Source organism: Mammaliicoccus sp. H-M34 (genome assembly GCF_022386495.1).
In the GTDB taxonomy this organism is placed as follows: domain Bacteria; phylum Bacillota; class Bacilli; order Staphylococcales; family Staphylococcaceae; genus Mammaliicoccus; species Mammaliicoccus fleurettii.
The window spans coordinates 156,339-181,515 of the sequence record NZ_JAJNIK010000004.1; the positions used below are offsets into that span (position 1 = coordinate 156,339).

Annotated in this window: 42 protein-coding genes; 40 read left to right on the top strand and 2 right to left on the bottom strand. The window is 33.4% G+C overall.

All coding sequences use genetic code 11. The features are described from left to right. Nucleotides 1-3: 3 nt before the first annotated feature. From rplB to rpsI, 31 genes are all read left to right on the top strand, one after another. The gene (gene rplB, locus LQ608_RS07065) at nucleotides 4-837 is read left to right on the top strand and encodes a 50S ribosomal protein L2 (RefSeq protein WP_078356959.1); all 834 of its coding nucleotides are present in this window, start codon (nucleotides 4-6) and stop codon (nucleotides 835-837) included. Between the two features lie 64 nt (nucleotides 838-901). Next, the gene (gene rpsS / locus LQ608_RS07070; protein ID WP_078356958.1) at nucleotides 902-1,180 is read left to right on the top strand and encodes a 30S ribosomal protein S19; all 279 of its coding nucleotides are present in this window, start codon (nucleotides 902-904) and stop codon (nucleotides 1,178-1,180) included. A 25-nt stretch (nucleotides 1,181-1,205) separates the two neighbouring features. Then, nucleotides 1,206-1,565: a 50S ribosomal protein L22 gene (gene rplV, locus LQ608_RS07075; RefSeq protein WP_078356957.1), complete on the top strand. Its 360-nt coding sequence runs from the start codon at nucleotides 1,206-1,208 to the stop codon at nucleotides 1,563-1,565. A gap of 28 nt (nucleotides 1,566-1,593) precedes the next feature. Then, entirely contained in the window at nucleotides 1,594-2,247 is a 654-nt protein-coding gene (rpsC, locus tag LQ608_RS07080; protein WP_025906790.1) for a 30S ribosomal protein S3, read from the top strand. A gap of 2 nt (nucleotides 2,248-2,249) precedes the next feature. Further along, complete coding sequence (rplP, locus tag LQ608_RS07085) at nucleotides 2,250-2,684, top strand: 50S ribosomal protein L16 (protein WP_016911099.1); 435 nt, start codon at nucleotides 2,250-2,252, stop codon at nucleotides 2,682-2,684. Then, on the top strand, nucleotides 2,674-2,889 hold the full coding sequence (rpmC, locus tag LQ608_RS07090) for a 50S ribosomal protein L29 (RefSeq protein ID WP_016998808.1): 216 nt from the start codon (nucleotides 2,674-2,676) through the stop codon (nucleotides 2,887-2,889). Before rplP ends, rpmC begins: the two co-directional genes overlap by 11 nt. A gap of 23 nt (nucleotides 2,890-2,912) precedes the next feature. After that, the gene (rpsQ, locus tag LQ608_RS07095) at nucleotides 2,913-3,176 is read left to right on the top strand and encodes a 30S ribosomal protein S17 (protein ID WP_016911101.1); all 264 of its coding nucleotides are present in this window, start codon (nucleotides 2,913-2,915) and stop codon (nucleotides 3,174-3,176) included. 33 nt (nucleotides 3,177-3,209) lie between these two features. After that, complete coding sequence (gene rplN, locus LQ608_RS07100; protein WP_016911102.1) at nucleotides 3,210-3,578, top strand: 50S ribosomal protein L14; 369 nt, start codon at nucleotides 3,210-3,212, stop codon at nucleotides 3,576-3,578. Between the two features lie 43 nt (nucleotides 3,579-3,621). Beyond that, a complete protein-coding gene (gene rplX / locus LQ608_RS07105; protein ID WP_078356956.1) occupies nucleotides 3,622-3,942 on the top strand; it encodes a 50S ribosomal protein L24 in 321 nt (106 codons plus the stop codon). A 25-nt stretch (nucleotides 3,943-3,967) separates the two neighbouring features. Next, entirely contained in the window at nucleotides 3,968-4,507 is a 540-nt protein-coding gene (gene rplE / locus LQ608_RS07110; protein ID WP_078356955.1) for a 50S ribosomal protein L5, read from the top strand. Between the two features lie 27 nt (nucleotides 4,508-4,534). Then, nucleotides 4,535-4,720 carry a type Z 30S ribosomal protein S14 gene (locus LQ608_RS07115; protein ID WP_016998812.1) on the top strand — a complete coding sequence of 62 codons (186 nt, stop codon included), beginning with the start codon at nucleotides 4,535-4,537 and terminating at the stop codon, nucleotides 4,718-4,720. A gap of 29 nt (nucleotides 4,721-4,749) precedes the next feature. Beyond that, nucleotides 4,750-5,148, top strand: coding sequence for a 30S ribosomal protein S8 (gene rpsH, locus LQ608_RS07120; RefSeq protein WP_078356954.1), 399 nt, complete (start codon nucleotides 4,750-4,752; stop codon nucleotides 5,146-5,148). 29 nt (nucleotides 5,149-5,177) lie between these two features. Next, nucleotides 5,178-5,714, top strand: coding sequence for a 50S ribosomal protein L6 (gene rplF, locus LQ608_RS07125; protein WP_078356953.1), 537 nt, complete (start codon nucleotides 5,178-5,180; stop codon nucleotides 5,712-5,714). 28 nt (nucleotides 5,715-5,742) lie between these two features. Then, nucleotides 5,743-6,105, top strand: a complete 363-nt coding sequence (rplR, locus tag LQ608_RS07130; RefSeq protein WP_078356952.1) for a 50S ribosomal protein L18 — start codon at nucleotides 5,743-5,745, stop codon at nucleotides 6,103-6,105. 18 nt (nucleotides 6,106-6,123) lie between these two features. Continuing rightward, nucleotides 6,124-6,624, top strand: a complete 501-nt coding sequence (rpsE, locus tag LQ608_RS07135) for a 30S ribosomal protein S5 (protein WP_078356951.1) — start codon at nucleotides 6,124-6,126, stop codon at nucleotides 6,622-6,624. Between the two features lie 16 nt (nucleotides 6,625-6,640). Then, complete coding sequence (gene rpmD / locus LQ608_RS07140; RefSeq protein WP_078356950.1) at nucleotides 6,641-6,820, top strand: 50S ribosomal protein L30; 180 nt, start codon at nucleotides 6,641-6,643, stop codon at nucleotides 6,818-6,820. Nucleotides 6,821-6,850: 30 nt separating this feature from the next. Further along, on the top strand, nucleotides 6,851-7,291 hold the full coding sequence (rplO, locus tag LQ608_RS07145; RefSeq protein WP_107509253.1) for a 50S ribosomal protein L15: 441 nt from the start codon (nucleotides 6,851-6,853) through the stop codon (nucleotides 7,289-7,291). Next, on the top strand, nucleotides 7,291-8,592 hold the full coding sequence (gene secY / locus LQ608_RS07150) for a preprotein translocase subunit SecY (RefSeq protein ID WP_078356948.1): 1,302 nt from the start codon (nucleotides 7,291-7,293) through the stop codon (nucleotides 8,590-8,592). Before rplO ends, secY begins: the two co-directional genes overlap by 1 nt. Nucleotides 8,593-8,610: 18 nt before the next feature. Further along, on the top strand, nucleotides 8,611-9,258 hold the full coding sequence (locus tag LQ608_RS07155; protein WP_078356947.1) for an adenylate kinase: 648 nt from the start codon (nucleotides 8,611-8,613) through the stop codon (nucleotides 9,256-9,258). A gap of 307 nt (nucleotides 9,259-9,565) precedes the next feature. Next, on the top strand, nucleotides 9,566-9,784 hold the full coding sequence (gene infA / locus LQ608_RS07160) for a translation initiation factor IF-1 (RefSeq protein WP_001118443.1): 219 nt from the start codon (nucleotides 9,566-9,568) through the stop codon (nucleotides 9,782-9,784). Nucleotides 9,785-9,816: 32 nt separating this feature from the next. Next, complete coding sequence (gene rpmJ / locus LQ608_RS07165; RefSeq protein ID WP_003156543.1) at nucleotides 9,817-9,930, top strand: 50S ribosomal protein L36; 114 nt, start codon at nucleotides 9,817-9,819, stop codon at nucleotides 9,928-9,930. A 20-nt stretch (nucleotides 9,931-9,950) separates the two neighbouring features. Further along, nucleotides 9,951-10,316 carry a 30S ribosomal protein S13 gene (gene rpsM, locus LQ608_RS07170; protein WP_078356946.1) on the top strand — a complete coding sequence of 122 codons (366 nt, stop codon included), beginning with the start codon at nucleotides 9,951-9,953 and terminating at the stop codon, nucleotides 10,314-10,316. 22 nt (nucleotides 10,317-10,338) lie between these two features. Next, entirely contained in the window at nucleotides 10,339-10,728 is a 390-nt protein-coding gene (rpsK, locus tag LQ608_RS07175) for a 30S ribosomal protein S11 (protein ID WP_239750980.1), read from the top strand. Between the two features lie 82 nt (nucleotides 10,729-10,810). Beyond that, a complete protein-coding gene (locus LQ608_RS07180; protein ID WP_078356944.1) occupies nucleotides 10,811-11,755 on the top strand; it encodes a DNA-directed RNA polymerase subunit alpha in 945 nt (314 codons plus the stop codon). A 16-nt stretch (nucleotides 11,756-11,771) separates the two neighbouring features. Beyond that, nucleotides 11,772-12,137, top strand: coding sequence for a 50S ribosomal protein L17 (gene rplQ / locus LQ608_RS07185; RefSeq protein WP_078356943.1), 366 nt, complete (start codon nucleotides 11,772-11,774; stop codon nucleotides 12,135-12,137). A gap of 335 nt (nucleotides 12,138-12,472) precedes the next feature. Continuing rightward, nucleotides 12,473-13,279, top strand: coding sequence for an energy-coupling factor transporter ATPase (locus LQ608_RS07190; RefSeq protein WP_239750982.1), 807 nt, complete (start codon nucleotides 12,473-12,475; stop codon nucleotides 13,277-13,279). Next, nucleotides 13,276-14,139 carry an energy-coupling factor transporter ATPase gene (locus LQ608_RS07195; protein ID WP_239750983.1) on the top strand — a complete coding sequence of 288 codons (864 nt, stop codon included), beginning with the start codon at nucleotides 13,276-13,278 and terminating at the stop codon, nucleotides 14,137-14,139. The genes LQ608_RS07190 and LQ608_RS07195 overlap by 4 nt, the downstream gene beginning before the upstream one ends. Then, nucleotides 14,132-14,929: an energy-coupling factor transporter transmembrane component T family protein gene (locus tag LQ608_RS07200; RefSeq protein WP_078356940.1), complete on the top strand. Its 798-nt coding sequence runs from the start codon at nucleotides 14,132-14,134 to the stop codon at nucleotides 14,927-14,929. Before LQ608_RS07195 ends, LQ608_RS07200 begins: the two co-directional genes overlap by 8 nt. Before the next feature lie 10 nt (nucleotides 14,930-14,939). Beyond that, the gene (gene truA / locus LQ608_RS07205) at nucleotides 14,940-15,743 is read left to right on the top strand and encodes a tRNA pseudouridine(38-40) synthase TruA (protein WP_107509255.1); all 804 of its coding nucleotides are present in this window, start codon (nucleotides 14,940-14,942) and stop codon (nucleotides 15,741-15,743) included. Between the two features lie 211 nt (nucleotides 15,744-15,954). After that, nucleotides 15,955-16,392, top strand: coding sequence for a 50S ribosomal protein L13 (rplM, locus tag LQ608_RS07210; RefSeq protein WP_016911123.1), 438 nt, complete (start codon nucleotides 15,955-15,957; stop codon nucleotides 16,390-16,392). A 19-nt stretch (nucleotides 16,393-16,411) separates the two neighbouring features. Next, a complete protein-coding gene (rpsI, locus tag LQ608_RS07215) occupies nucleotides 16,412-16,804 on the top strand; it encodes a 30S ribosomal protein S9 (RefSeq protein WP_078356937.1) in 393 nt (130 codons plus the stop codon). 290 nt (nucleotides 16,805-17,094) lie between these two features. Here the strand turns inward: rpsI and LQ608_RS07220 are convergent, their stop codons facing one another. Continuing rightward, complete coding sequence (locus tag LQ608_RS07220; protein ID WP_239750985.1) at nucleotides 17,095-18,813, bottom strand: ABC transporter ATP-binding protein; 1,719 nt, start codon at nucleotides 18,811-18,813, stop codon at nucleotides 17,095-17,097. 434 nt (nucleotides 18,814-19,247) lie between these two features. Here LQ608_RS07220 and LQ608_RS07225 point away from each other — a divergent pair, with 434 nt between their 5' ends. From LQ608_RS07225 to LQ608_RS07250, 6 genes are all read left to right on the top strand, one after another. Further along, the gene (locus tag LQ608_RS07225) at nucleotides 19,248-20,063 is read left to right on the top strand and encodes an RCC1 domain-containing protein (RefSeq protein ID WP_239751115.1); all 816 of its coding nucleotides are present in this window, start codon (nucleotides 19,248-19,250) and stop codon (nucleotides 20,061-20,063) included. Nucleotides 20,064-20,123: 60 nt separating this feature from the next. Continuing rightward, nucleotides 20,124-20,948 (top strand): PhzF family phenazine biosynthesis protein, encoded by an 825-nt coding sequence (locus LQ608_RS07230; protein ID WP_239750987.1) that lies wholly within the window; start codon nucleotides 20,124-20,126, stop codon nucleotides 20,946-20,948. A gap of 108 nt (nucleotides 20,949-21,056) precedes the next feature. After that, nucleotides 21,057-21,536, top strand: a complete 480-nt coding sequence (locus tag LQ608_RS07235; RefSeq protein WP_239734418.1) for a hypothetical protein — start codon at nucleotides 21,057-21,059, stop codon at nucleotides 21,534-21,536. A gap of 10 nt (nucleotides 21,537-21,546) precedes the next feature. Beyond that, nucleotides 21,547-21,756, top strand: a complete 210-nt coding sequence (locus tag LQ608_RS07240) for a helix-turn-helix domain-containing protein (RefSeq protein WP_078356926.1) — start codon at nucleotides 21,547-21,549, stop codon at nucleotides 21,754-21,756. Nucleotides 21,757-21,836: 80 nt separating this feature from the next. Beyond that, nucleotides 21,837-22,208 carry a VOC family protein gene (locus LQ608_RS07245; protein WP_115337928.1) on the top strand — a complete coding sequence of 124 codons (372 nt, stop codon included), beginning with the start codon at nucleotides 21,837-21,839 and terminating at the stop codon, nucleotides 22,206-22,208. Nucleotides 22,209-22,224: 16 nt separating this feature from the next. Then, on the top strand, nucleotides 22,225-22,686 hold the full coding sequence (locus LQ608_RS07250; protein ID WP_239750988.1) for a DinB family protein: 462 nt from the start codon (nucleotides 22,225-22,227) through the stop codon (nucleotides 22,684-22,686). A 315-nt stretch (nucleotides 22,687-23,001) separates the two neighbouring features. Here the strand turns inward: LQ608_RS07250 and LQ608_RS07255 are convergent, their stop codons facing one another. Then, nucleotides 23,002-23,151, bottom strand: a complete 150-nt coding sequence (locus LQ608_RS07255; RefSeq protein ID WP_170167708.1) for a hypothetical protein — start codon at nucleotides 23,149-23,151, stop codon at nucleotides 23,002-23,004. An 89-nt stretch (nucleotides 23,152-23,240) separates the two neighbouring features. Between LQ608_RS07255 and LQ608_RS07260 the strand changes: the two genes are divergently transcribed. Genes LQ608_RS07260 through LQ608_RS07270 form a run of 3 tightly spaced genes read left to right on the top strand, consistent with a single transcriptional unit; the run spans nucleotide 23,241 to nucleotide 24,935 of the window. Continuing rightward, nucleotides 23,241-23,444, top strand: coding sequence for a DUF1272 domain-containing protein (locus tag LQ608_RS07260; protein WP_239750990.1), 204 nt, complete (start codon nucleotides 23,241-23,243; stop codon nucleotides 23,442-23,444). 20 nt (nucleotides 23,445-23,464) lie between these two features. Further along, nucleotides 23,465-23,905 (top strand): GNAT family N-acetyltransferase, encoded by a 441-nt coding sequence (locus LQ608_RS07265; RefSeq protein WP_239750991.1) that lies wholly within the window; start codon nucleotides 23,465-23,467, stop codon nucleotides 23,903-23,905. Between the two features lie 25 nt (nucleotides 23,906-23,930). Continuing rightward, a complete protein-coding gene (locus LQ608_RS07270) occupies nucleotides 23,931-24,935 on the top strand; it encodes a zinc-binding alcohol dehydrogenase family protein (RefSeq protein ID WP_239750993.1) in 1,005 nt (334 codons plus the stop codon). Nucleotides 24,936-25,177: the final 242 nt, after the last annotated feature.

Below are 25,177 nucleotides of genomic sequence, written 5' to 3' on the forward strand. Positions count from 1 at the left end.
ACAATGGCTCTTAAAAAGTATAAGCCAATTACAAATGGTCGTCGTAATATGACATCTTCAGATTTCGCTGAAATTACATCAACGACTCCTGAAAAGTCACTATTACAACCGCTTCCGAGAAAAGCGGGACGTAACAACCAAGGTAAATTGACAGTTCGTCACAGAGGTGGCGGTCATAAACGTCAATACCGTGTAATTGATTTCAAACGTAATAAAGATGGAATTCCTGCTAAAGTATCAACTATTGAGTATGATCCAAACCGTTCAGCTAATATTGCATTAGTTGTATACGCAGATGGTGAAAAAAGATATATACTTGCGCCTAAAGGCTTAAAAGTAGGACAACAAATTTTCAATGGTTCAGAAGCAGATATCAAAGTTGGTAATGCATTAGCATTAACAGATATCCCAGTTGGTACTACAATTCACAATATCGAATTAAAACCAGGTAAAGGTGGACAATTAGTCCGTTCTGCTGGTACAAGTGCTCAAGTACTTGGTAAAGAAGGTAAATACGTATTAGTTCGTCTTAAATCAGGTGAAGTTCGTATGATCTTATCTACTTGTCGTGCAACAATCGGTCAAGTTGGTAATGAACAACACGAATTAATCACAATTGGTAAAGCAGGTCGTTCTAGATGGATGGGCAAACGTCCAACAGTTCGTGGTTCTGTAATGAACCCTAACGATCACCCACACGGTGGTGGTGAAGGTCGTACACCAATCGGTCTTAAATCACCAATGTCTCCATGGGGCAAACCAACACTTGGTAAGAAAACTCGTAAACAAAGCCAACGTTCATCTAAATTCATCGTTCGTGGTCGTAAGAAAAAATAATAATACCTTATTTACGTGTGCGGCTTAGATGCCGCGCGCAATAAATAAGAAGGGAGGCGCCATAATGGCTCGTAGTCTTAAAAAAGGACCTTTCGTTGATGATCATTTAATGAAAAAAATTGAATCTCAAAACGAAGGTGAAAAAAAATCAGTTATTAAAACATGGTCTCGTCGTTCAACAGTATTTCCTGACTTCATCGGACATACAATAGCAGTATATGATGGTCGTAAACATGTACCAGTATTCATTACTGAAGATATGGTTGGACACAAATTAGGAGAGTTTGCACCTACACGTACTTATAAAGGTCATGCTGCAGACGACAAGAAGACTAAACGCTAATTTCTAAATAGAGGAGGAAGTCACAATGGAAGCAAAAGCGGTTGCTAGAACAATAAGAATCGCACCTCGTAAAGTGAGATTAGTTTTAGATCTTATTAGAGGTAAAGAAGTGGCAGAAGCAATTGCCATCTTAAAATTAACTAACAAAGCAACATCACCTGTAGTTGAAAAATTATTAATGTCAGCATTAGCAAATGCAGAACATAATTATGATTTAAATCCTGACACATTAGTTATCAAAGAAGCTTATGCTAATGAAGGACCTACATTAAAACGTTTCCGTCCACGTGCACAAGGTCGTGCAAGTGCGATCAACAAACGTACTAGTCATATTACAATCGTAGTTGGCGAAAAAGAAGCTAAAGAAGAAGTTAAAGAAGCATAATTAACTAAATCATTAAGGAGGGAATATAGTGGGTCAAAAAATTAATCCAATCGGACTTCGTGTCGGTGTAATTCGTGACTGGGAAGCAAAGTGGTATGCTGGTAAAGACTTCGCAACACTTTTACATGAAGACTTAAAAGTTCGTAAATATATCGCAGAAGCATTAAAAGAAGCTTCAGTTTCAAGTGTTGAAATTGAGCGTGCAGCAAACCGTATCAATATCGCAATCCACACTGGTAAGCCAGGTATGGTTATTGGTAAAGGCGGTTCTGAAATCGAAAAATTACGTAACAAATTAAACGCATTGACTAACAAAAAAGTACACATCAACGTTATTGAAATCAAAAAAGTTGATTTAGATGCAACATTGGTAGCAAATAACATTGCTCGTCAATTAGAAAATCGTGTATCTTTCCGTCGTGCTCAAAAACAAGCTATCCAACGTGCAATGAAATTGGGAGCTAAAGGTATCAAAACACAAGTATCTGGTCGTTTAGGTGGCGCAGATATCGCTCGTGCAGAACAATATTCAGAAGGAACTGTTCCACTTCATACACTACGTGCAGACATTGATTTCGCACATGAAGAAGCCGACACTACTTACGGTAAATTAGGTGTAAAAGTATGGATCTACCGTGGAGAAGTTCTTCCTACAAAGAAGTCTAGTGAAGGAGGAAAATAATAATGTTATTACCAAAACGTGTTAAATTCCGTCGTCAACATCGTCCTAAAACAACTGGTCGTTCAAAAGGCGGAAATGAAGTAACATTTGGTGAATATGGTTTACAAGCTCAAACAGCAGCTTGGATTACATCTCGTCAAATCGAATCAGCTCGTATCGCAATGACACGTTATATGAAACGTGGCGGAAAAGTATGGATCAAAATATTCCCACATACACCATATACTAAAAAACCTTTAGAAGTACGTATGGGTTCAGGTAAAGGTGCAGTTGAAGGTTGGGTAGCAGTAGTTAAACCAGGACGTATCTTGTTCGAAATCGCTGGTGTTCAAGAAGAAGTAGCACGTGAAGCATTACGTCTTGCTGCACACAAACTTCCAGTAAAATCTAAGTTTGTAAAACGTGAAGAATTGGGTGGTGACACAAATGAAAGCTAAGGATATCAGAAATTTAACCACTACTGAAATTGAAAAAGAAATCAAAGAAGCTAAAGAACAATTATTCAACTTACGCTTTCAGTTAGCAACTGGTCAACTTGAAGAGACTGCTAACATTCGAAAAGTTAAAAAAACGATTGCACGTCTTAAAACAATCGTACGTGAAAGAGAAATCGAAGAAGAGAAAGCAGCAGATAATAAATAATCAAGTAGAGGAGGTTCATTACTGTGAGTGAAAGAAATGACCGCAAAGTTTACGTTGGTAAAGTAGTTTCAGATAAAATGGACAAAACTATTACAGTAGTTGTAGAAACTTACAAAACTCATAAATTATATGGTAAACGTGTAAAATATTCAAAAAAATATAAAACACATGATGAAAACAATTCAGCAAAAATGGGCGATATCGTTAAGATTGCAGAAACACGTCCTTTATCATCAACTAAGCGTTTCCGTCTAGTTGAAATCGTTGAAGAATCAGTAATTATTTAATAGAAGTATAAAGATAAGGGAGGTCAAACAAAGATGATCCAACAAGAAACACGTTTAAAAGTAGCAGACAACTCTGGTGCTCGTGAAGTATTAACAATCAAAGTTTTAGGCGGATCTGGTCGTAAGACAGCTAACATTGGTGATGTTATCGTCGTTACTGTTAAAAATGCTACACCAGGTGGCGTTGTTAAAAAAGGTGAAGTTGTTAAAGCTGTTGTTGTACGTACTAAATCAGGTGTACGTCGTGAAGATGGCTCTTACATCAAATTTGACGAAAATGCATGTGTAATCATCCGTGATGACAAAGGTCCACGTGGTACACGTATATTCGGTCCTGTAGCGCGTGAATTACGTGAAGGTAACTTCATGAAGATCGTTTCTCTAGCGCCAGAGGTACTTTAATCTATAATGATAAAAAACAAAATTCCTAAGGAGGTGCCTACACATGCACGTACGTAAAGGTGACAACGTAATCGTTATCTCAGGTAAAGATAAAGGTAAAACTGGTAAAGTTTTAGAAGCATTACCTAAAAAGGAACGCGTAGTGGTAGAAGGTGTTAACGTTATTAAAAAACACCAAAAACCAACTCAGTTAAATCCAGAAGGTGGTATCTTAGAAACAGAAGGTACTATCCACGTATCAAACGTTCAATTACTTGATCCTAAGACAAATGAACCAACTCGTGTTGGATTTAAAGTAGTAGATGGTAAAAAAGTTCGTATCGCTAAAAAATCTGGCGAAGAAATTAAATCATCAAAAGAATAATTATTAAGTGAAAGGAGGATCCACTTTGACACGTTTAAAAGAAAAGTTTAATAATGAAATTTCTGCTGAGTTAGTTAAGAAATTTAACTATGATTCAGTTATGCAAGTACCAAAAATCGAAAAAATAGTTGTAAACATGGGTATCGGTGATGCAGTTCAAAACTCTAAAGTTTTAGATTCTGCTGTTGAAGAACTTCAAACAATCACAGGTCAAAAACCATTAGTAACTAAAGCTAAAAAATCTATTGCGACTTTCCGTCTTCGTGAAGGCATGCCTATCGGTGCGAAAGTTACATTACGTGGAGAAAGAATGTATGAATTCTTTGATAAATTAATCTCAGTTTCATTACCACGTGTACGTGACTTCCGTGGTATCTCTAAAAAAGCATTCGACGGTCGTGGAAATTACACTTTAGGTGTTAAGGAACAATTAATTTTCCCTGAAATCGACTATGATAAAGTAAGTAAAGTACGAGGAATGGATATCGTTATCGTTACAACTGCTAACACTGACGAGGAAGCTCGTGAATTGTTATCACAATTCGGTATGCCATTTCAAAAGTAATCTCTAATTATAAAGGAGGCTAATTAAGTGGCTAAAAAATCAATGATCGCTAAACAACAACGTAAACAAAAATTCGGTGTTCGTGAATACACGCGTTGTGAACGTTGTGGACGTCCACACTCAGTATATCGTAAATTCAAACTTTGCCGTATTTGTTTCCGTGAACTAGCATACAAAGGCCAGATTCCTGGCGTACGTAAAGCTAGCTGGTAAACTCAAAAGAATGAAAGGAGGAAACACAAATGACAATGTCAGATCCAATTGCAGATATGTTAACTCGCGTGCGTAACGCAAACATGGTACGTCACGAAAAATTAGAGTTACCTGCATCAAACATTAAAAAAGAAATCGCTGAAATCCTTAAAAAAGAAGGATTTGTAAAAAGCGTAGAATATATCGAAGATGATAAGCAAGGTGTTATCCGTATGTTCCTTAAATATGGTCAAAACAACGAGCGAGTTATCACAGGTTTAAAACGTATTTCTAAACCAGGTTTACGTGTTTATGCTAAAGCTGACGAACTTCCAAAAGTTCTTAACGGTTTAGGTGTTGCACTTGTTTCTACATCTGAAGGTGTTTTAACTGATAAAGATGCTAGACAACGTGGAATCGGTGGAGAAGTATTAGCTTATATCTGGTAATTATAAAATTATAAGGAGGTGCCCACATAATGAGCCGTGTTGGTAAGAAAATAATTGAGATCCCTGCTGATGTTACTGTTACTATCAAAGATAATACAGTTACAGTTAAAGGATCAAAAGGTGAATTAACTAGTACTTTTAATGAAGAAATGACATATAAACAAGAGGACAACAGCTTAGAAGTTGTACGTCCATCTGACTCTAAAGAGCACAAAACTGTACATGGTACAACTCGTGCATTGATCGCTAACATGATTGAAGGTGTATCTAAAGGTTTCGAGAAAAACTTAGAACTTATTGGTGTTGGTTACCGTGCCCAAATGCAAGGTAAAAATATCATCTTAAATGTTGGTTATTCTCATCCTGTAGAAATCGTTGCTGAAGATGGAATTACATTATCAGTAGACAAAAACACTAAAGTTAAAGTAGAAGGTATTTCAAAAGAACGTGTTGGAGCAACTGCTTCTTACATTCGTTCAATCCGTCCACCAGAACCTTATAAAGGTAAAGGTATTCGTTACGAAGGCGAATATGTTCGTCGTAAAGAAGGTAAAACTGGTAAGTAATCATTAACATTAAGAAAGGAGCACTAACATGATCGCTAAAATCGACAAAAATAAAGTTCGTTTGAAAAGACATGCTCGCGTGCGTTCAAAATTAGCTGGAACAAGCGAAAAACCACGTTTAAATGTATATCGTTCAAACAAACATATTTATGCTCAAATTATTGATGACTTAAATGGCGTAACAATCGCTCAAGCATCAAGTTTAGATAAAGAATTAAACCTAGAGCAATCAGGTAATGTAGAAGCAGCAGCTAAAATAGGCGAAATCGTTGCAAAACGTGCGTCAGAAAAAGGCGTTGAAGCTGTAGTATTTGATCGTGGGGGATATTTATACCACGGACGTATCAAAGCATTAGCTGATTCAGCTCGTGAAAACGGACTTCAATTTTAATTTAAAGGAGGGACACTCATGCGTCGTAAAGAACAAGAAGTTAAAGAATTTGAAGAGCGCGTAGTTACGATTAACCGTGTAGCTAAAGTAGTTAAAGGTGGTCGTCGTTTCCGTTTTACAGCTTTAGTAGTTGTTGGAGATAAAAATGGTCGCGTAGGTTTCGGTACTGGTAAAGCTCAAGAGGTACCTGAAGCAATTAAAAAAGCAGTGGAAGATGCTAAGAAAGATTTAGTAACAGTTCCACGTGTTGAAGGAACTACTCCTCACCAAGTTATTGGACGTTTTGGTGCAGGTCGTGTTTTAATTAAACCAGCAGCACCTGGTACAGGTGTTATTGCAGGTGGACCAGTTCGTGCGGTATTAGAACTTGCTGGTATCACTGATATCTTAAGTAAATCATTAGGTTCTAACACACCTATTAATATGGTTCGTGCTACAATTGAAGGACTTAAAGAACTTAAAAATGCCGAACAAGTAGCTAGTCTACGCGGTAAATCAGTAGAAGAATTATTAAATTAAGGAGGGAACAAAGACTATGGCTAAATTAGAAATTACCCTCACTCGTAGCGTTATTGGTCGTCCTGAAACACAACGCAAGACAGTTCAAGCGCTAGGACTTAAAAAAACAAACTCAACTGTAGTAGTTGAAGATAATCCTGCGATTCGTGGGCAAATCGAAAAAGTAAGTCACTTACTAAAAGTTTCTGAAAAATAAATTCATCTAAAGTATTAAGGAGGTGCCAAAATGAAATTACATGAGTTGAAACCAGTTAAAGGTGCTCGTAAAGAACGTAACCGTGTTGGTCGTGGTATGGCTACAGGTAATGGTAAAACAAGTGGTCGTGGTACTAAAGGACAAAAAGCACGTTCAGGTGGCGGTGTTCGTTTAGGTTTCGAAGGTGGACAATTACCATTATTCCGTCGTTTACCAAAACGTGGATTCACTAACATTAACCGTAAAGAATATGCAATTGTTAATCTTGATCAATTAAATCGTTTCGAAGATGGAACTGAAATTACTCCAGCTTTATTAGTAGAGTCAGGTGTTGTTAAATCTGAAAAATCAGGTGTTAAAGTTTTAGGAAACGGTTCATTAGAAAAGAAATTAACAATAAAAGCTCATAAATTCTCAGCTTCAGCAATTGAAGCAATCGAAGGTAAGGGCGGAACGCATGAGGTGATCTAATGTTTGAAACGATCGTTAGTTTTTTGAAGACTAAAGATATTCGTAACAAGATATTATTCACACTAGCAATGCTCGTTATATTTAAAGTTGGAACTTATATTCCAGCACCTGGTGTTAATCCAGAAGCTTTTAATCAAAATAAAGGTTCGCAAGGTATTACCGATTTGTTTAATACATTCGGTGGAGGTGCCTTGCAGAACTTCTCTATATTAGCAATGGGTATTATGCCTTATATTACTGCTTCAATCGTAATGCAATTATTACAAATGGATGTTGTACCTAAGTTTACTGAATGGGCTAAACAAGGTGAAGTTGGTCGTAAAAAGATTAATCAATTTACGCGTTACTTTACGATTGTTTTAGCATTCGTTCAAGGCTTAGGTATGTCGTATTCATTTAATAATATGCTGGGCGGTAATTTGATTCAAAATACTTCAGTGTTAAATTATTTGTTAATAGCATTAGTTTTAACTGCAGGAACAGCTTTCTTAATGTGGTTAGGTGAGCAGATAACTCAATTCGGAGTTGGTAATGGTATTTCTATTATTATCTTCGCTGGTATTTTATCTTCTATGCCAAACTCATTAATTCAATTTTACCAACAGAGTTTTGTTGGTGCAGATGATACAACTATGGCTTGGTTAAAAGCGGTTGGCTTATTTGTTGGAATGATCTTACTTACAGTCGGTGCAGTTTATGTACTTCAAGCTATTCGTAAAATTCCTATCCAATATGCTAAGCGTCAACAACAAGGTACTGGTGGTTCATTATCTGCAAATGCAACATATTTACCTTTGAAAGTTAATGCAGCTGGTGTAATTCCTGTAATATTTGCGATGGCATTTTTCATGCTTCCGAAGACATTAACATTGTTCTTCCCTGATCAAGATTGGGCGCAAACAGTTACGACTTACGCAGATCCATCTCATAATATCGGTATGATTGTTTATGTTATTTTAATTATAGCGTTCGCATACTTTTATGCATTTGTTCAGGTTAATCCTGAGAAAATGGCAGAAAACTTACAAAAACAAGGTAGTTATGTACCGGGTATTAGACCTGGAGAACAAACTAAAAAATACATCACTAGAGTGCTCTATCGTTTAACGTTTGTGGGATCAATATTCTTAGCTTTAATTTCTATTATTCCAATATTAGCTATTAAGTTAATGAGTTTGCCTCAAGCAATACAAGTTGGTGGTACAAGCTTACTAATCGTTATCGGTGTTGCAATTGAAACAATGAAGACTTTAGAAGCTCAACTCAATCAACGAGAATATAGAGGCTTTAGAAGACGATAAGCAAGTAGGAGGGTTTTTATGAACATCATTTTAATGGGTTTACCTGGTGCAGGTAAAGGAACTCAAGCGAGTGAAATTGTTAAGAAATACCCTATTCCTCATATCTCAACTGGTGATATGTTCCGTAAAGCTATCAAAGATGAGACTGACCTTGGTAAAGAGGCTAAATCTTACATGGATGGTGGAGAACTTGTACCAGATGAAGTGACTATAGGTATCGTTAGAGAAAGACTAGCTGAAGAAGATGCAAAAAAAGGATTCTTGCTAGATGGTTTTCCTCGTACAGTAGAACAAGCTGATGCATTAAATGAAATCTTAAGTGAATTAGACCGCAAAGTAGATGCTGTTATTAACATTGAAGTTGCTGAAGAAGAACTTATGAATCGTTTAACTGGCAGACGTATTTGTGAAGTATGTGGCACAACGTATCATTTAGTATTTAATCCACCAAAAGTTGAAGGTGTTTGTGATCTAGACGGAGGTAAATTATACCAACGTGAAGATGATAACCCTGAAACAGTAGCAAATCGTTTAAGTGTTAACGTTAAACAAACAAAACCACTTTTAGATTTCTATGAAAATCAAGGTGTCCTTAAAAACATCGATGGTTCTCGACAAATTGATAATGTTACTGAAGATGTTATTCAAATTCTTGAATCATTATAGTAATGACGCTTTCACCCCGAATTCGCCTAACTTTAGGTGGTTCTTGAACGCGTGAATGCGTTCAATTTTAAGAATCAAGATAGTATTTAGGTTTTTGAAATACAATCGGAGTGATTACGAGAAGCGATAAGTATTTGAAGTGTTGTCGAATGCAAATCTTAAGTATTAAATCATCCCAATTTTATAAACCTGTGCTTATTCTATGTGATTTAATCACCTAAAGTATGTCTCTAATTTTGGACCAGGTTTTATAACATGAAATACATCCGTATTTCACGAGAATGAATAGAAAAAGGGGGAAATGATCATGGCTAAACAAGATGTAATCGAATTAGAAGGTACTGTATTAGATACTTTACCAAACGCTATGTTTAAAGTAGAATTAGAAAATGGACATGAAATTTTAGCACACGTTAGTGGTAAAATCCGTATGAACTATATTAGAATTCTACCTGGCGACAAAGTAACAGTTGAAATGTCTCCGTATGACCTAACACGCGGAAGAATCACTTATCGTTATAAATAATCGTCACTCCAAATACAAGGAGGTATACAAAGATGAAAGTAAGACCATCAGTAAAACCAATTTGCGAAAAATGTAAAGTAATTCGTCGTAAAGGTAAAGTAATGGTGATTTGTGAAAATCCAAAACACAAACAAAAACAAGGCTAATAAAAGAGAGGTGTAAATAAATGGCTCGTATTGCAGGTATTGACGTACCACGTGAGAAACGCGTAGTAATTTCGTTAACTTACGTATATGGTATCGGAAAAACAACAGCACAAAAAATTCTTAAAGAAGCAAATGTATCTGAAAGCACACGTGTTCGTGATTTAACTGATGACGAATTAGGTCGTATCCGTGAAGTTGTAGATGGTTACAAAGTTGAAGGGGACCTTCGTCGTGAAAGAAACTTAAACATCAAACGTTTAATGGAAATCGCTTCATATCGTGGAATTCGCCACCGTCGTGGTTTACCAGTTCGTGGTCAAAACACTAAGAACAATGCGCGTACGCGTAAAGGACCAGTTAAAACAGTAGCGAACAAGAAAAAATAATAAGTAAAGGAGGCACATATAAATGGCACGTAAACAAGTATCTCGTAAACGTAAAGTGAAAAAGAATATTGAAAATGGAATGGCTCACATTCGCTCAACATTCAACAATACAATCGTAACGATCACTGATGAGTTTGGTAATGCATTATCATGGTCTTCAGCAGGTGCGTTAGGATTCAAAGGTTCAAAAAAATCAACTCCTTTTGCAGCTCAAATGGCTTCAGAAACAGCTTCAAAAGCTGCTATGGAACATGGTTTGAAAACTGTAGAAGTTACAGTTAAAGGTCCTGGCCCAGGTCGTGAATCAGCGATCCGTGCGTTACAATCTGCTGGATTAGAAATTACAGCTATCAGAGACGTAACACCAGTTCCTCATAACGGATGTCGTCCACCAAAACGTCGTCGTGTATAATTTTTGTTAGTTCTAACGTTCAAGAGTCACTGGATAGAAATTAATAAAGTTTAATCGACGTTTATAAGGAGGATATATTTAAATGATTGAAATCGAAAAACCTAGAATTGAAACAATAGAAGTTAGTGATGATTCTACATTCGGTAAGTTCGTTGTTGAACCGCTAGAACGTGGTTATGGTACAACACTAGGCAACTCCTTACGTCGTATCCTATTATCTTCATTACCAGGTGCGGCAGTTAAAAATATCGAAATTGAAGGTGTTCTTCACGAATTCTCAGCAGTTGAAAATGTAGTTGAGGATGTTACAACTATCATTATGAACATCAAGAAATTAGCTCTTAAAATATATTCAGAAGAAGACAAAACACTGGAAATCGATATTAAAGATGAAGGTGAAGTTACTGCGAAAGATATCATGCATGATAGTGATGTTGAAATTTTAAATCCAGATTTAAAAATTGCAACTGTTTCTAAAGGTGGACACCTAAAGATGCGCTTAATTGCTAATAAAGGTCGCGGATATGCTTTAGCTGAAAAAAATAACACAAGTGATTTGCCAATTGGTGTCGTTCCAATTGATTCACTTTATTCTCCAGTAAATCGTGTTAACTACACAGTTGAAAATACGCGTGTAGGGCAAAGTAGTGATTATGATAAATTAACACTTGATGTTTGGACAGATGGATCTTTATCTCCTCAAGAAGCAGTTTCTTTAGGTGCTAAAATCATGACTGAACACTTAAACATTTTTGTTAATTTAACTGATGAAGCACAAAATGCTGAAATCATGATTGAAAAAGAAGAAGACCAAAAAGAAAAAGTACTTGAAATGTCTATTGAAGAATTAGATTTATCAGTACGTTCTTATAATTGTCTAAAACGTGCAGGTATTAACTCTGTACAAGAATTAGCAGACAAATCTGAGGCAGATATGATGAAAGTTAGAAACTTAGGTCGTAAGTCTCTTGAAGAAGTTAAATATAAATTAGAAGATCTTGGTCTTGGTTTAAGAAAAGAAGACTAATAAAGGAGGTTAATTCATGGGTTACAGAAAATTAGGTCGTACTTCTGATCAACGTAAAGCAATGTTACGTGACTTAGCTACTCAACTTATCGTTTCTGAACGCATTGAGACTACAGAAGCTCGTGCAAAAGAACTACGTAAAGTTGTTGATAACTTAATTACTTTAGGTAAAAAAGGTGATTTAGCTTCACGTCGTAGAGCAGCTGAAACTTTACGTGACGTTAAAATCTTAGAAGATGACAAAACAATTACAGTATTACAAAAATTATTCAATGATGTTGCGCCACGCTATGAAGAGCGTCAAGGTGGATATACTCGTATCATGAAAGTTGGTCCACGTCGCGGTGACGGTGCTGAATCAGTAATTATTGAATTAGTATAATTTATTCTTTATTGAAGTGGCGTAAGTCACTTCAATCATTCTTTATAAATACAGTTTATTTAACACACACAAAGCAAATGAGTGCAATGATAATGTTTACCACACATAGATATTGTCTAGCTCAGAGTACTCCACCACATTTGAATGACTTATCGCGTGAACTCGTCTATGGTGGAGTGCGCGCTTTTTTATTTTTAAATCCGTTTATACGGATTTTTTTTATGCATAAATTTATCTGCTATAACTCATCACACTTTTGAGGCAATTAATGATTACATTTTCGTATGTATGCTGTAAAATAAAGAAGTAATTAACTTGTTGAAGGATGAATTTAAATGGTGCAGGAAAAAATTATTAGGTTCGCTAATGTTACATTTAAATATGATGAAAATGAACCAGCTGCACTACGCGATGTTACATTTGATATCGAAAAAGGTAAGTGGACGTCAATTGTGGGGCATAATGGTTCAGGGAAATCTACAATTGCTAAATTATTGATGGGTATTAATCAAAAATATATTGGCAGCATTAATGTAGGTGATCTAACACTTTCTGAAGACTCAATAGATGAAGTCAGAAAACATATTGGTATAGTCTTTCAAAATCCAGATAATCAATTTATTGGTTCTACAGTAGAATATGACGTTGCTTTCGGTATGGAAAATCAAAGTATTGAATATGACATCATGCATCAAACTGTTGACTCAGTATTAAATGAAGTCGATATGTCTGATATGAAGTCCTTTGAGCCGAGTCATTTATCTGGTGGTCAAAAACAACGAGTAGCGATTGCTGGTATTTTGGCAATGTCTCCAGATATTATGATTCTTGATGAGGCGACAGCTATGTTAGATCCTGAAGGAAAAGAAAGTATCATGAATTTAATTAAATCTATCCAAGATCAACATCAGTTAACTGTAATATCTATCACACATGATTTAGAAGAGGCTATCAATGCAGATGAAATTATTGTGATGAATAAAGGTCAAGTATATAAACAAGATGTGCCACAAGAAATATTTAAAGACGGCGCATATTTAAATGAAATTGGATTAGACTTGCCTTTCTCAATGAGAATGAATTATTTGTTGCATAATAATTATAAATTCACGACTTTTGAACAGTTGGTGAATCGTCTATGAAAATAATCTTTGATAATGTAACTTATGATTATAGTATAAAAACGCCGTTTCAATATAGAGCTTTAAAAAATATTTCAACAACATTCGATAAATCTAAATTTTATGCAATAGTTGGTCAAACTGGTTCTGGTAAGTCGACATTGATTCAACATTTAAATGCTATTTTAAAGCCGACTGACGGACAACTTATAATTGATGATACAATTATTACTAAAAAGACAAAGTCTAAGAAGTTAGCGCCTGTTCGTAAGAAGGTTGGTATCGTATTTCAATTTGCTGAACATCAATTATTTGAAGATACAGTAGAAAAGGATATTATATTTGGTCCTCTTAACTATGGAATAGAAAAAGAAGCTGCTATTAATAAAGCTGAAGAATTAATAGATTTATTAGGAATGGAAAGAAGCATTTTAAAGAGATCTCCTTTTGAGCTTTCAGGAGGCCAAAAGAGAAGGATTGCAATCGCAGGTGTATTAGCTATGGAACCTGAGATACTTGTCCTTGACGAGCCTACAGTTGGCTTAGATCCAAGAGGACAACATGACATGATGGAATTGTTTAATGAAATTCATCAAACTCTAGGTATTACAATAATACTCATTTCTCATCAAATGGATATTGTACTTAAGTATGCAGATGAGGTTAAAGTTATAAAAGCTGGTGAAATAGTAGCAGAGGATAAGCCTGTTAATATATTTATGAATCAAGAACTACTTAATCAAACTCACCTGCAAGCGCCTAAAATTATTCAACTTCAAAGAGCAGTTGAAAATAAATACAATATGAAGTTTGATCAGATAGCAACTTCTGAAGAGATGTTTAAAGATATGTATGAAAAGCAGGTGAAACGTTATGACTGATAAAATGATAATTGGTCGTTATATACCTGGAGATACAATCATTCATCGTTTAGATTCTAGAATGAAAATGATATACGTATTTTTATTTATGGTATTAATTTTCTTTTGTAACACTTGGGCTTCATATGCTTTTATGCTCTTGTCTGTATTCGTTATTATGTATTTATCTAAAATAAGATTTTGGTTTCTTATTAAAGGTTTAACTCCGGTTATGATTTTATTTATTTTTACATTTATTATGCATTTAATTGTAACTAAAGGTGGACCTGTTGTATTAGATTTAAAGATATTTACAATTGAAGAGAACGGTATTAAGCAAGGTGCGTTTATTGTATTAAGACTTGTATTATTAGTGATGATTTCAACAATTATGACATTAACTACAAGTCCGATAAGCTTAACAGACGCTATAGAATCTATGCTAAGACCACTTAAAAAAATAAAGTTTCCAGTACATGAATTAGCTATGATGATGTCTATATCACTAAGATTTATTCCAACGTTAATGGATGAATTAGATAGAATTATTAAAGCTCAAACTTCAAGAGGATCAGATGTAACAGCAGGAAGTATTTTCAGTAGACTAAAAGCTATTATACCTTTATTGATACCGATGTTTATTTCAGCGTTTAAAAGGGCTGATGATTTAGCAGTGGCCATGGAATCTAGAGGATATAATGCTTCCAATCAACGAACAACATATCGTAAACTAAAATGGAAATTACGAGATAGCCTTGCATTAGCAACTATTCTTCTAATAGCCATATTATTATATTTATTAAGGAATTGAGGTGCAAACTTTGAGGATGTTAGTTAAAATTTCATATCACGGTGGTCAGTTTATGGGATTTCAAGTTCAACATCATGAGCGTACCGTGCAATATGAATTTGAAAGAATTCTAAAGAGAATGCATCAGACATTTGTTAGAATACACCCTTCAAGTAGAACAGATAAAGGTGTTCATGCAATCGAACAATATTTTCATTTTGATACACATTTAAATATCGCGCCAGATAGATGGATGTATGCTTTTAATTCTGCATTGCCTAAAGATATATATGTACAAAGTGTCGAACAAATTAAAGATGATTTTCATTGTAGATATGATTGTGTAGGTAAGAAATATCGGTACAAAGTGTATATAGACGAAGCAAAACATATATTTGAACATGATACAAAAGTTCAACAAAAGAAACCGGTAAATATACAAGAGATGAAAGAAGCAGCAAAACACTTTTTAGGAACACATGATTTCACAAGTTTTTGTTCTCAAAAAACGGAAGTGCAAAATAAAATTCGTACAATCTATCAAAGTGAAGTAAACGAAACACAAGATGGGTTTGAATTTGTCGTAACTGGGTCGGGTTTTCTTTATAACATGGTCCGTGTGATGGTTGCCTATCTAATACTTGTAGGTGAAGAAAAGAGAAGCGGCAACGAAATTCATACTTTACTTGAAGAGCGTGATAGAAAAAAAATACCCCATACTGCGCCAGCACATGGACTGTATTTAGAAAAAATATATTTAGACAAAGAAGAACTAATTAATGAATTTGGAAGAAATATAGAAATATATAATAAAAATTCATCAGAAAATGTTTAAAACCAATTGACAAAAAGCTAAATAAATTATATTATAGTTAACGGTATTGTTTTATATCCACCACCACGATAAGCCCCGGAATCTTATTGTGTTTTAAGATATAGAAGCAGGAATCAGATAACGGAATTTAAGATGTATGTTTTTTTCTTTGGTACAGGTTAATTCATACATCTTAACCAAGAACTTTTTTAAATTTTAGGAGGACACTACAATGCGTCAAACATTTATGGCTAATGAAGCAAACATCGATCGCAAATGGTATGTTGTTGATGCTGAAGGACAAACGTTAGGTCGTTTATCATCAGAAATCGCAACAATCTTACGCGGTAAACATAAAGTAACTTATACACCACACGTTGATACAGGAGATAACGTTATTATTATTAACGCTGAAAAAATCTACTTATCAGGTAACAAAGAACAAGATAAAATTTACTACCGTCACTCAAATCACCCAGGTGGAATCAAATCAGTTTCTGCTGGTGAATTAAAAGAGAAAAACCCAGTTCGTTTATTAGAAACATCTATTAAAGGTATGTTACCTAAAAATAAACTTGGCGAAAAACAAGGTAAAAAATTATTCGTATATGCTGGTGCAGAGCATCCACATGCTGCACAACAACCTGAAAACTACGAGTTACGTGGTTAATTAAGAGGAGGATACTACATTGGCACAAGTTGAATATCAAGGCACAGGTCGTCGTAAAAATTCAGTAGCACGTGTACGTTTAGTACCTGGTGAAGGTAACGTAACAATTAACAAACGTGACGTACGTGACTACTTACCATTTGAATCATTAATTTTAGATTTAAACCAACCATTTGATGTAACTGAAACTAAAGGAAACTATGATGTTTTAGTTAACGTACAAGGTGGAGGTTTCACAGGACAAGCACAAGCTATCCGTCACGGAATTGCACGTGCATTGTTAGAAGCAGATCCAGAATACCGTGGTTCTTTAAAACGCGCTGGATTACTTACTCGTGACCCACGTATGAAAGAACGTAAGAAACCTGGTCTTAAAGGTGCTCGTCGTTCACCACAATTCTCAAAACGTTAGGCTGCAGCTGTTGCAAGTTTACTTGCTTACAGATGGAGTCCGCAAATTGCACAAGCAATTTGTGTTCAATTGAAAATACGTTTAAAGGCACTTCTCGATTTATTCGAGGAGTGCTTTTTTTGTTTGAAATTTTAATGAATAAATATAAACGTATTTCAGCGGCTTCTCGACATCTTTTCATTCTGAATGAAAATAGATAAACTTATGAAAAGAATAGTAATATCATAAAATAATTAATTGAATATATGTATAAAGCACATCTGGGATGTATCCAAGATGTGCTTTAATATTTACTTGCTTGTATTTTGTAAATACATTTTTTTATATAATCCATCTTTATTCATGAGCTCACTGTGAGTACCACTTTCAACGATACCATTTTTAGTGATTACATAGATAATATCAGCGTTTTGTATTGTTGTTAATCTATGCGCAATAACAATGGTTGTTCTATTTTGGGATAATTGTTCAAGGGACTGCTGCACTAATTGCTCACTGAAATTATCTAGAGCACTCGTAGCTTCATCGAAAATAACGATTTCTGGATTCTTTAGAAACATACGAGCGATACTGATACGTTGTTTTTGCCCTCCAGATAATTTAGCACCTTTTTCACCAAGTAAAGTATGATAACCATCTGGTAAATCAGAAATAAATTCATGAGCATTTGCGAGTTTAGCAGCTTGAATAATGTCTTCCATCGAAGCATCTGGATTACCGTATTTAATATTTTCATAAGCTGAAGTTGAAAATATAAACACGTCTTGCTGTACTAGACCAATTGCATTTCTCAAATAATTTAAATTTATGTCTCTAATATCAAGACCATTAAGTAAGATTTGACCGCTATCAACGTCATAAAATCTTGGAAGTAAGTTAGCAATAGTTGATTTTCCAGATCCAGAAGGTCCAACCAATGCAACAAATTGTCCTTTTGGTAGAGATAAATTAAAATTATTGAGTACATGTGCATCATCATATTTAAAATTAATATTTTTAAACTCAATTTGTTCAATAGAATTTAATTTCAATTCACTATTGTTTTGAATCTTCGGTTCTAATCCCATTAATGAATGAAATCGATTGAAACCAGAAATTCCTTCATTATATTGTACTGATAATCGCACAAACACATCGATGGGGGCTGTAATATTACCTACGTATAATATAAAAGTAAGTAACGCGGGTATAGTTAATTCATCTTTTATGATTAATAGAGAACCTGCAATAATAATGACAACAGGCATTGCCTGCATTAAGGAACCCACAATTTCACTGTAGTAAGCTTCTAATTTGTGAACTTTCTTTTTAATATTTATAGATTCTTCATTTAATGTCATATACTTTTCATGTTCATATTGTTCACTTGTAAATGACTTTGTAACTTTTATACCTGATAAAGAATTCTCTAACTCACCGTGTATCTGACCAGTCTTTTCTTTATCTTGTTCATATATTGCAGATAATTTTTTTAGAAAATAAAAATAGATTATTATGCATAAAGGAACGAAAAATATTAGGATTATTGTTAATTTAATATCTATAAAAGATAAGATAATAATGGCACCAACAAACCTTACCATATACATTAATAAATCTTCTGGTCCATGATGATACAACTCTGATAAATTCTCTAAATCTTTTGTTAATCGAGACATTAAACTACCAGTACTAGTGTTATCAAAATAACTATGTGGTTGTTTTTGTATATGTTCATATAATTCTTCACTCATATCTTTTTCCATTTTGGCACCCATTACATGTCCATAGTAATCGATAAAGACATGACAACAAAACTGAATGAAGATGAGTAGCAGCATTAAACCACCGAGAAGATAAACATATTTAACATTTTGATCATTAAAATTACTAATTAAGTTCTCGGTAATATACTTGATAATTAAAGGTATACATAGTGTGCTAACCGTTACAAAGAGTGAACATAATAATGTTAAGCTAAATATTTTTTTGTATGGTTTGTAATAAGAAATAAATTTTTGTAGTTTCAATTAAATTACTCCTTAAGTTTTATTGGTGTCGTTTACCAATAAACCTAAAAGCAGTATTAAGTTTTATAGGTAAACGACCTCGTTGGCTGAAGTTACCGTTAATTTATTATTGTTTACTGGCATTTTAGAAATCCTCCTATATCTTATTAACAAGAATTTTGTCTATTTCATTATATGTAACTTAACAAATTAAATCAATGAGTTTTCTGAAAAGTCAGAATAATATTGTTGTTATGACTTAATGAAAGGTAGACTTTTTCTTTTTTAAAATCTTATTTATACAACTGTATGACACTATATGAAATGATCGGCTATTTCTTCAGAATTTACATGTATAAGTGTGAAAATAGTATAATTGAGATAAAAGAATGGGTGAGTATTATGATTTATTATGGTCCCATCTAAATAATAATGGAGGTATTATTAAAATTTTGATGAATAAATATAAACGTATTTCAGCGGGTTCTAAACATCTTCTCATTCTGAATGAAAATGGAAAAGTTATTGCAAAAGGTAGCAATAAAAACGGGCAATGCAATGTAGAACTATGGAATAATATAAAAATGGTGAGTGCTGGAAATGTTCATAAAGCAAAAAATACTGGTAATACTCATTCTGTTTGCTTGAATAATAACGGTACGGTACTTGGAAGTGGTAATAATCAACATGGACAACTGGATGTTTCTGAATGGAATAATGTAATAGATATTGATTGTGGTTGGATGCATACAGTAGGTGTCTTTGAGAATGGTAGTGTTAATGCAATAGGTAGAAATTCTGAAGGTCAATGTGAAGTATCAAAATGGAAAAATATTGAGCAAGTATCAGCAGGTGATTGGCATACTTTAGGATTAACAAAAAATGGTACAGTTATTGGAGCAGGTAATAATACGAAGAGACAACTGGACGTTTCAGAATGGAATGATATAAAACAAATTTCAGCAGGATATCTACATTCTTTAGGATTAAAGCGAGATGGGACGGTTTTATCTACAGGGAATAACAAATATTATACATGTGACACTGAGGAATGGAAGAATATTTGTTATATATCAGCTGGCAGTTATCATTCAGTAGGATTAACTGAATCGGGTAAAGTAGTTGCAACGGGAAATAATGATTTTGGACAATGCGATATATCAAAATGGGAAAATATCATATGTGTAAGTGCAGGACCAGATTATACTATTGCTATGAATGAGAATTATGAAGTTTTGTTAAAAGGTAATAATAGCTGGGTGAATTTATGAAGTGTTTAATGAATTAAAAGCGAAGTATAATACAAGTGAGATATACATAGGAGGCTATAAATGAATATTTATCATACAGATGTTTTCTTATACAACAATGAAGGTGGTAATCCTTGTCCGGTCATTTTAGATGCAGATGATATGTCTTTTGATGCAATGATAAATGTCGCTAAAGAGTATAATGTTGAAGTTGGTTTTGTGCTGAAAAGTAATGATGCATCATGCGATTACCAATTTAAATACTTTGTACCTAAAAGAGAAATGGAAATGTGTGTGCATGCCACGATAGCATGTGTCACGGTTCTAAAAGAAGAAGGACTATTAAATAAAGACCATTTATTAGTCGAAACTTTATCTGGAACGTTGAGTATTGATGTTATCGGAGACGACTCTAACTTTAAAGTACAAGCAAAACAAGGGGAAGCGAAAGTTAATAGTCAAATTATTGATAAGTCAGCAATAGCAAAAGCATTAAATATTTCAGAAAATGAAGTCTCAAACAATCCAATAAAAAATATTTCAACATCTAGATATAAAACGATTATTGAATTAAATGAACTTGAAACATTAAATAATTTAAATCCTCAATTTGATTATTTATGGGAAGTATGTGATCAAATTGGATCAACAGGATTTTATCCATTTGTTCGAGTAGATGAATGCATATATCATGCAAGGCAATTTCCTAACAATAATGGATATAACGAAGATCCAGCAACTGGTGTTGCAGCCTCAGCACTAGGGATATATATAGAACAAGTACTTAATCATAAATATGATGAAATTACTATTTACCAAGGATTTGCGATGAACAGACCAAGCAAAATATTAGTAGTTCCAAATGGTAATACTAACAGCGTAGTTGGACAAGCGGTTATCAGGTAGGGTAAGTGATGAATAATAATGAATTTATCGAAAAACAATAACTTTTATTGATAAACAATAAATAAGATGTTACAATTTTATTGAATAACGATAAAAGGAGAGGGAAATATGAATACGATCAATAAATATGAAAAAAGAAATTACTGGTTTATACTAGTTACAATGATATTAAGTATTGCAATTTTAGTTGTGAATCTAGTTGCCTTTTTTAAAAAAGTACCTTTAGATACAGTTTTTGATATGAAAAATGGTGTATTTTTCTATTTGATATGCTTTATTATTCAAACATTATTAGTTATTACATTTTTTATTATAGTTTTAAGATTTTTAAAGGTTATAAATAAAAAGGATTTCTTTAATTCAAGGAATTATAATAAGATATTCTTTTCTTCGATATTAATTATTGTATATGCTACTTTGAATTCTATGAAAGGAATTATAGATATTGATGTAACATATAAAGCGTTATTAAATACAGCGCCTTTTACGACTATTTTGTTATTGAATATTGCGTCAATGATGCTAAACTTTCTATCTATATACAATGAATCAGAATCCATTAAAAAGGAAAATGATTTAACTATTTGAGGGTGAAAAAATGATAAAAATCAAATTAGATGAAATTTTGAAACAAAGAAATGTATCTTTGACTGAACTCGCCCAATCTGTTGATATTACGATTGCTAACTTATCTATTCTGAAGACTGGTAAAGCAAAGGCTGTGAGATTTAGTACGCTAGAGGCGATTTGTGAATATTTGGATTGCCAACCTGGTGATATTATAATTTATGAGAAAGATTCTGAATGAAATTTTTATTTGTATTTTTTGCACTTCATTTATATATAGCGTATTCTTAAGGTATTAAATGAATGTAGGTGATGTTTATGATAGAAAAGTTACATCAAGTTATGTTATATGTTGATAATCAAGAAAAAGCTATAGAATTTTGGAAAGATGTATTAAACTTTGTAGTTAAGTCTGAAGATGAGTTGCCTGAAGGATTCAAGTCTGTTGAGATTGCACCTAATGAACATGCTGAGACTTCGTTTGTATTATTTGATAAAGCATTTATTAAAAAGTACAGTCCTGAGGTAAGTATGGAGACTCCGTCATTAATGTTCAAAGCATCAAACTTTGATGAGTTGTACAAGTCGTTAAACGAACAAGGATTAACAGGTCATGATATCATTGAAATGCCTGAGGGTAGAGTATTCAACTTTCATGACAAGCAAGGCAATTACTTTGCTATAACAGAATAAGCTGGAGGGAATTTAAATGTTAGAACAACAGTTCCAAATTTCATATAATATGCTATCAAATATTATTAAAGACGTTGATGAGAAACAAGCAGATTTTCAATTAGAATTGGCTAAAAATAATATTAAATGGCAACTTGGTCATTTAATTATGGCGAATGAGTCATTCGTATTTGGTAGTAAAGAAGAAGGAAATTTACTTAGTGAAAAATTAGGTAAATCATTCTCACCTGGCACTTCACCAGAAAGTTTCACGGGTGTTGAACCAACTTTCCAAGAATTGAAAGGTATTTTAAATCAACAGTTAGAAAGAATATTAAATGCTTTAGATGTTCAAATGGATAAATCAAGAAAAGAACCATTAGCAAATATGACTACATTTGGTGAAACAATTTCATTTGCAATTACGCATACAAATTATCATATCGGTCAAATTAATTTAATGAAAACAATGTTAACTAAATTAGATCAAGGCGTATAAAAAATAGAAAAGAGGCTGTGACATTTATTGTCGCAGCCTCTTGTTATATTATAGGCAGTAGATTTCTGTTTAACTTCTATTTTAGGCATGCTTTTTAAAGAAGTTGGGATAAAAAGACGGTGTATTAAAATCAGTTCCTAGCAAAATTGTTGATAAGAGGTGGGTAAAAGCAGTTTTCAGCAAAATTGCTTATAAGGGATGCGTAAATAGCAGTTCTCAGCAAACTTGCTTATAAATCAGTCCATATGCACATAACTTGATTGAATTGTAGCTTTTGATATGATTGTTACACTAAAAAAGAAAGAGCCTTAAACACTAATTTGTTTTAGGCTCTTTCTCATTTTTATTTGAACATTCAAAACATAAGAGTGTTTTATCTTCTTGTACGACGCCTTCAATAAAGCCACTATTACAATAAATATTTGAATTGCATGCTTTACATTTTCCGACAAATTCTTTTTCCATTTAATCACACCTTAAAATTCTATTTTCGTTCTTAAAAATGATATGATAATTATATATAGACTAACATATTTTTTATTGGAGTGATTGAAATGGCTTTAGAAATGAAACCGAATTGCGAAAAATGTGGTTATGAATTTCATAGTAAGAGTAACGCATTTATCTGTGTGAAGGAACATACATTTTGTAGAGAATGTGCGGAAAATTTATTTTACGTATGTCCTGATTGTAATGGTGAACTTGTTGTTCGTCCTAAAGTTCAAGCTGATGAAAATAAAATAATTAGAGATAGATAATATATAGATGAGGTGATGTATTGAATATTTCTATTTTAAATGTAGAGGATGTAAATAAAATAGTTCCAATATTTGATGAATATCGCGTTTATTTTGACCAACAATCTAATGTAGATGCTGCTTATAATTTTTTATATAATAACTTATCTAATAATGATGCTGTTATTTTTGTAGCTGAAGATGATGAAGGTGTAATTGGATTTTTACAATTATATTCGATGCTGTCTTCGATGAAAATGTCAGAAATGTTGATAATAAATGATTTATATTTAACAGATGCAGCTAGAGGTAAACACATAGGAGAGCAGTTAATGCATCAAGCATTTAAATATGGTAAAGATAGTGGCTATGAGACAATATATTTAGAAACTGAAAAATCTAACATCGGTGGTAATCGGTTATATACGAAACTTGGTATGCAAGTCGACGATGAGCACAATTATTATAGTAAAGAATTATAAAATTAAGGTGAGAGGTGAATTTTAAATGAAAGCAATTGGATTTAAAAGAACTTTTGATTTGAAAGAATCAAATGAATTTGAAGAGCTTGATTTACCTATTCCCAAAGCTAACGGGCGAGATATATTAGTAAACGTGAAAGCAGTTAGTATTAATCCAGTAGATACAAAATCAAGAGTTACCAATGAAGGTGAATTTAAAATATTGGGTTATGATGCTGTAGGTGTTGTTGAAGCGGTAGGAGATAAAGTTGAATTGTTTCATGTAGGTGATGAAGTATATTATTCAGGTTCAAACATGCGTCAAGGATCTAATGCAGAATATCAATTAGTTGATGAGAGGCTTGTAGGTATTAAACCTGAATATTTATCTTACGCCGAAACAGCAGCATTACCTTTAACAGCAATTACATCATTTGAAGCACTTATTGAAGGATTAAGTATATCGACTAATCCAGAAGATAATAAAGATAAAAAGTTACTCATAATAAATGGTGCTGGAGGAGTAGGGTCAATTGCTACTCAAATTGCTAAAGACCTTGGATTAACTGTTATAACGACAGCATCTAGAAAAGAAACGAGAAGATGGTCTGAAAAAATGGGAGCTGACATTGTATTAAATCATAAACACCATTTACCAGACGAATTAAAAGCACATAAAATCAATGAAGTAGATTATATATTTAATACGCATAGTAGTGATGCTTACTTTAATGTAATGGCAGAAATGATTAAGCCTAGAGGTAGAATCGTTGCGCTTGTTAACTTTATGAACAATGTTAATTTAAACTTATTAAAAGATAAAAGTGTAACATTCTCATTTGAATTTATGTTTACAAGAGCAAAATACGAAACAGAAGATATGAAAGCACATCATGAATATTTAAGAAAACTGACATATTTACTTGATAGAGGAACAATCAAAACAACCTTCCACACTAAATTAAAAGGACTAAGCGTAGAAAGTATAACAGAAGCGCATAGATTAATTGAAGAAGGCAAAAGTATTGGAAAAATTGTAATAGAATATTAGAAATATGTACGTTTTATCTTTTATCTATATATGTTTGAAAAATAGCTATTTGCAACGATTTTGTAAAGTGCGGACGCCTGAGGGAATGGTATGCGTGAGAGACTACAGGCTCGAGCCATACCCCTAGGCAAGCATGCACTTTACAAAATCGTAAGATAAAAAATAAGCATATCACCGTAAACTTTAAAAAATCAGTTTAGTGATATGCTTATTTATTTTGAGTTAGGATTCATGTCCTAACT

What these genes read in the sequence shown, in the direction of transcription:
- rpsS (WP_078356958.1), top strand. Translation starts at nt 902, where the DNA reads ATGGCTCGTAGTCTTAAAAAAGGACCTTTCGTTGATGATCATTTAATG.
- rplX (WP_078356956.1), top strand. Translation starts at nt 3,622, where the DNA reads ATGCACGTACGTAAAGGTGACAACGTAATCGTTATCTCAGGTAAAGAT.
- rpmC (WP_016998808.1), top strand. Translation starts at nt 2,674, where the DNA reads ATGAAAGCTAAGGATATCAGAAATTTAACCACTACTGAAATTGAAAAA.
- LQ608_RS07230 (WP_239750987.1), top strand. Translation starts at nt 20,124, where the DNA reads ATGAATATTTATCATACAGATGTTTTCTTATACAACAATGAAGGTGGT.
- LQ608_RS07235 (WP_239734418.1), top strand. Translation starts at nt 21,057, where the DNA reads ATGAATACGATCAATAAATATGAAAAAAGAAATTACTGGTTTATACTA.
- rplQ (WP_078356943.1), top strand. Translation starts at nt 11,772, where the DNA reads ATGGGTTACAGAAAATTAGGTCGTACTTCTGATCAACGTAAAGCAATG.
- LQ608_RS07240 (WP_078356926.1), top strand. Translation starts at nt 21,547, where the DNA reads ATGATAAAAATCAAATTAGATGAAATTTTGAAACAAAGAAATGTATCT.
- rpsE (WP_078356951.1), top strand. Translation starts at nt 6,124, where the DNA reads ATGCGTCGTAAAGAACAAGAAGTTAAAGAATTTGAAGAGCGCGTAGTT.
- rplO (WP_107509253.1), top strand. Translation starts at nt 6,851, where the DNA reads ATGAAATTACATGAGTTGAAACCAGTTAAAGGTGCTCGTAAAGAACGT.
- rpsK (WP_239750980.1), top strand. Translation starts at nt 10,339, where the DNA reads ATGGCACGTAAACAAGTATCTCGTAAACGTAAAGTGAAAAAGAATATT.
- rplB (WP_078356959.1), top strand. Translation starts at nt 4, where the DNA reads ATGGCTCTTAAAAAGTATAAGCCAATTACAAATGGTCGTCGTAATATG.
- LQ608_RS07250 (WP_239750988.1), top strand. Translation starts at nt 22,225, where the DNA reads ATGTTAGAACAACAGTTCCAAATTTCATATAATATGCTATCAAATATT.
- rplF (WP_078356953.1), top strand. Translation starts at nt 5,178, where the DNA reads ATGAGCCGTGTTGGTAAGAAAATAATTGAGATCCCTGCTGATGTTACT.
- LQ608_RS07190 (WP_239750982.1), top strand. Translation starts at nt 12,473, where the DNA reads ATGGTGCAGGAAAAAATTATTAGGTTCGCTAATGTTACATTTAAATAT.
- LQ608_RS07270 (WP_239750993.1), top strand. Translation starts at nt 23,931, where the DNA reads ATGAAAGCAATTGGATTTAAAAGAACTTTTGATTTGAAAGAATCAAAT.
- LQ608_RS07225 (WP_239751115.1), top strand. Translation starts at nt 19,248, where the DNA reads ATGAATAAATATAAACGTATTTCAGCGGGTTCTAAACATCTTCTCATT.
- rplP (WP_016911099.1), top strand. Translation starts at nt 2,250, where the DNA reads ATGTTATTACCAAAACGTGTTAAATTCCGTCGTCAACATCGTCCTAAA.
- LQ608_RS07195 (WP_239750983.1), top strand. Translation starts at nt 13,276, where the DNA reads ATGAAAATAATCTTTGATAATGTAACTTATGATTATAGTATAAAAACG.
- rplV (WP_078356957.1), top strand. Translation starts at nt 1,206, where the DNA reads ATGGAAGCAAAAGCGGTTGCTAGAACAATAAGAATCGCACCTCGTAAA.
- LQ608_RS07260 (WP_239750990.1), top strand. Translation starts at nt 23,241, where the DNA reads ATGGCTTTAGAAATGAAACCGAATTGCGAAAAATGTGGTTATGAATTT.
- LQ608_RS07180 (WP_078356944.1), top strand. Translation starts at nt 10,811, where the DNA reads ATGATTGAAATCGAAAAACCTAGAATTGAAACAATAGAAGTTAGTGAT.
- LQ608_RS07200 (WP_078356940.1), top strand. Translation starts at nt 14,132, where the DNA reads ATGACTGATAAAATGATAATTGGTCGTTATATACCTGGAGATACAATC.
- LQ608_RS07255 (WP_170167708.1), bottom strand. Translation starts at nt 23,151, where the DNA reads ATGGAAAAAGAATTTGTCGGAAAATGTAAAGCATGCAATTCAAATATT.
- secY (WP_078356948.1), top strand. Translation starts at nt 7,291, where the DNA reads ATGTTTGAAACGATCGTTAGTTTTTTGAAGACTAAAGATATTCGTAAC.
- LQ608_RS07155 (WP_078356947.1), top strand. Translation starts at nt 8,611, where the DNA reads ATGAACATCATTTTAATGGGTTTACCTGGTGCAGGTAAAGGAACTCAA.
- rpmJ (WP_003156543.1), top strand. Translation starts at nt 9,817, where the DNA reads ATGAAAGTAAGACCATCAGTAAAACCAATTTGCGAAAAATGTAAAGTA.
- infA (WP_001118443.1), top strand. Translation starts at nt 9,566, where the DNA reads ATGGCTAAACAAGATGTAATCGAATTAGAAGGTACTGTATTAGATACT.
- rpsH (WP_078356954.1), top strand. Translation starts at nt 4,750, where the DNA reads ATGACAATGTCAGATCCAATTGCAGATATGTTAACTCGCGTGCGTAAC.
- rpmD (WP_078356950.1), top strand. Translation starts at nt 6,641, where the DNA reads ATGGCTAAATTAGAAATTACCCTCACTCGTAGCGTTATTGGTCGTCCT.
- rplR (WP_078356952.1), top strand. Translation starts at nt 5,743, where the DNA reads ATGATCGCTAAAATCGACAAAAATAAAGTTCGTTTGAAAAGACATGCT.
- rpsM (WP_078356946.1), top strand. Translation starts at nt 9,951, where the DNA reads ATGGCTCGTATTGCAGGTATTGACGTACCACGTGAGAAACGCGTAGTA.
- rplM (WP_016911123.1), top strand. Translation starts at nt 15,955, where the DNA reads ATGCGTCAAACATTTATGGCTAATGAAGCAAACATCGATCGCAAATGG.
- rplN (WP_016911102.1), top strand. Translation starts at nt 3,210, where the DNA reads ATGATCCAACAAGAAACACGTTTAAAAGTAGCAGACAACTCTGGTGCT.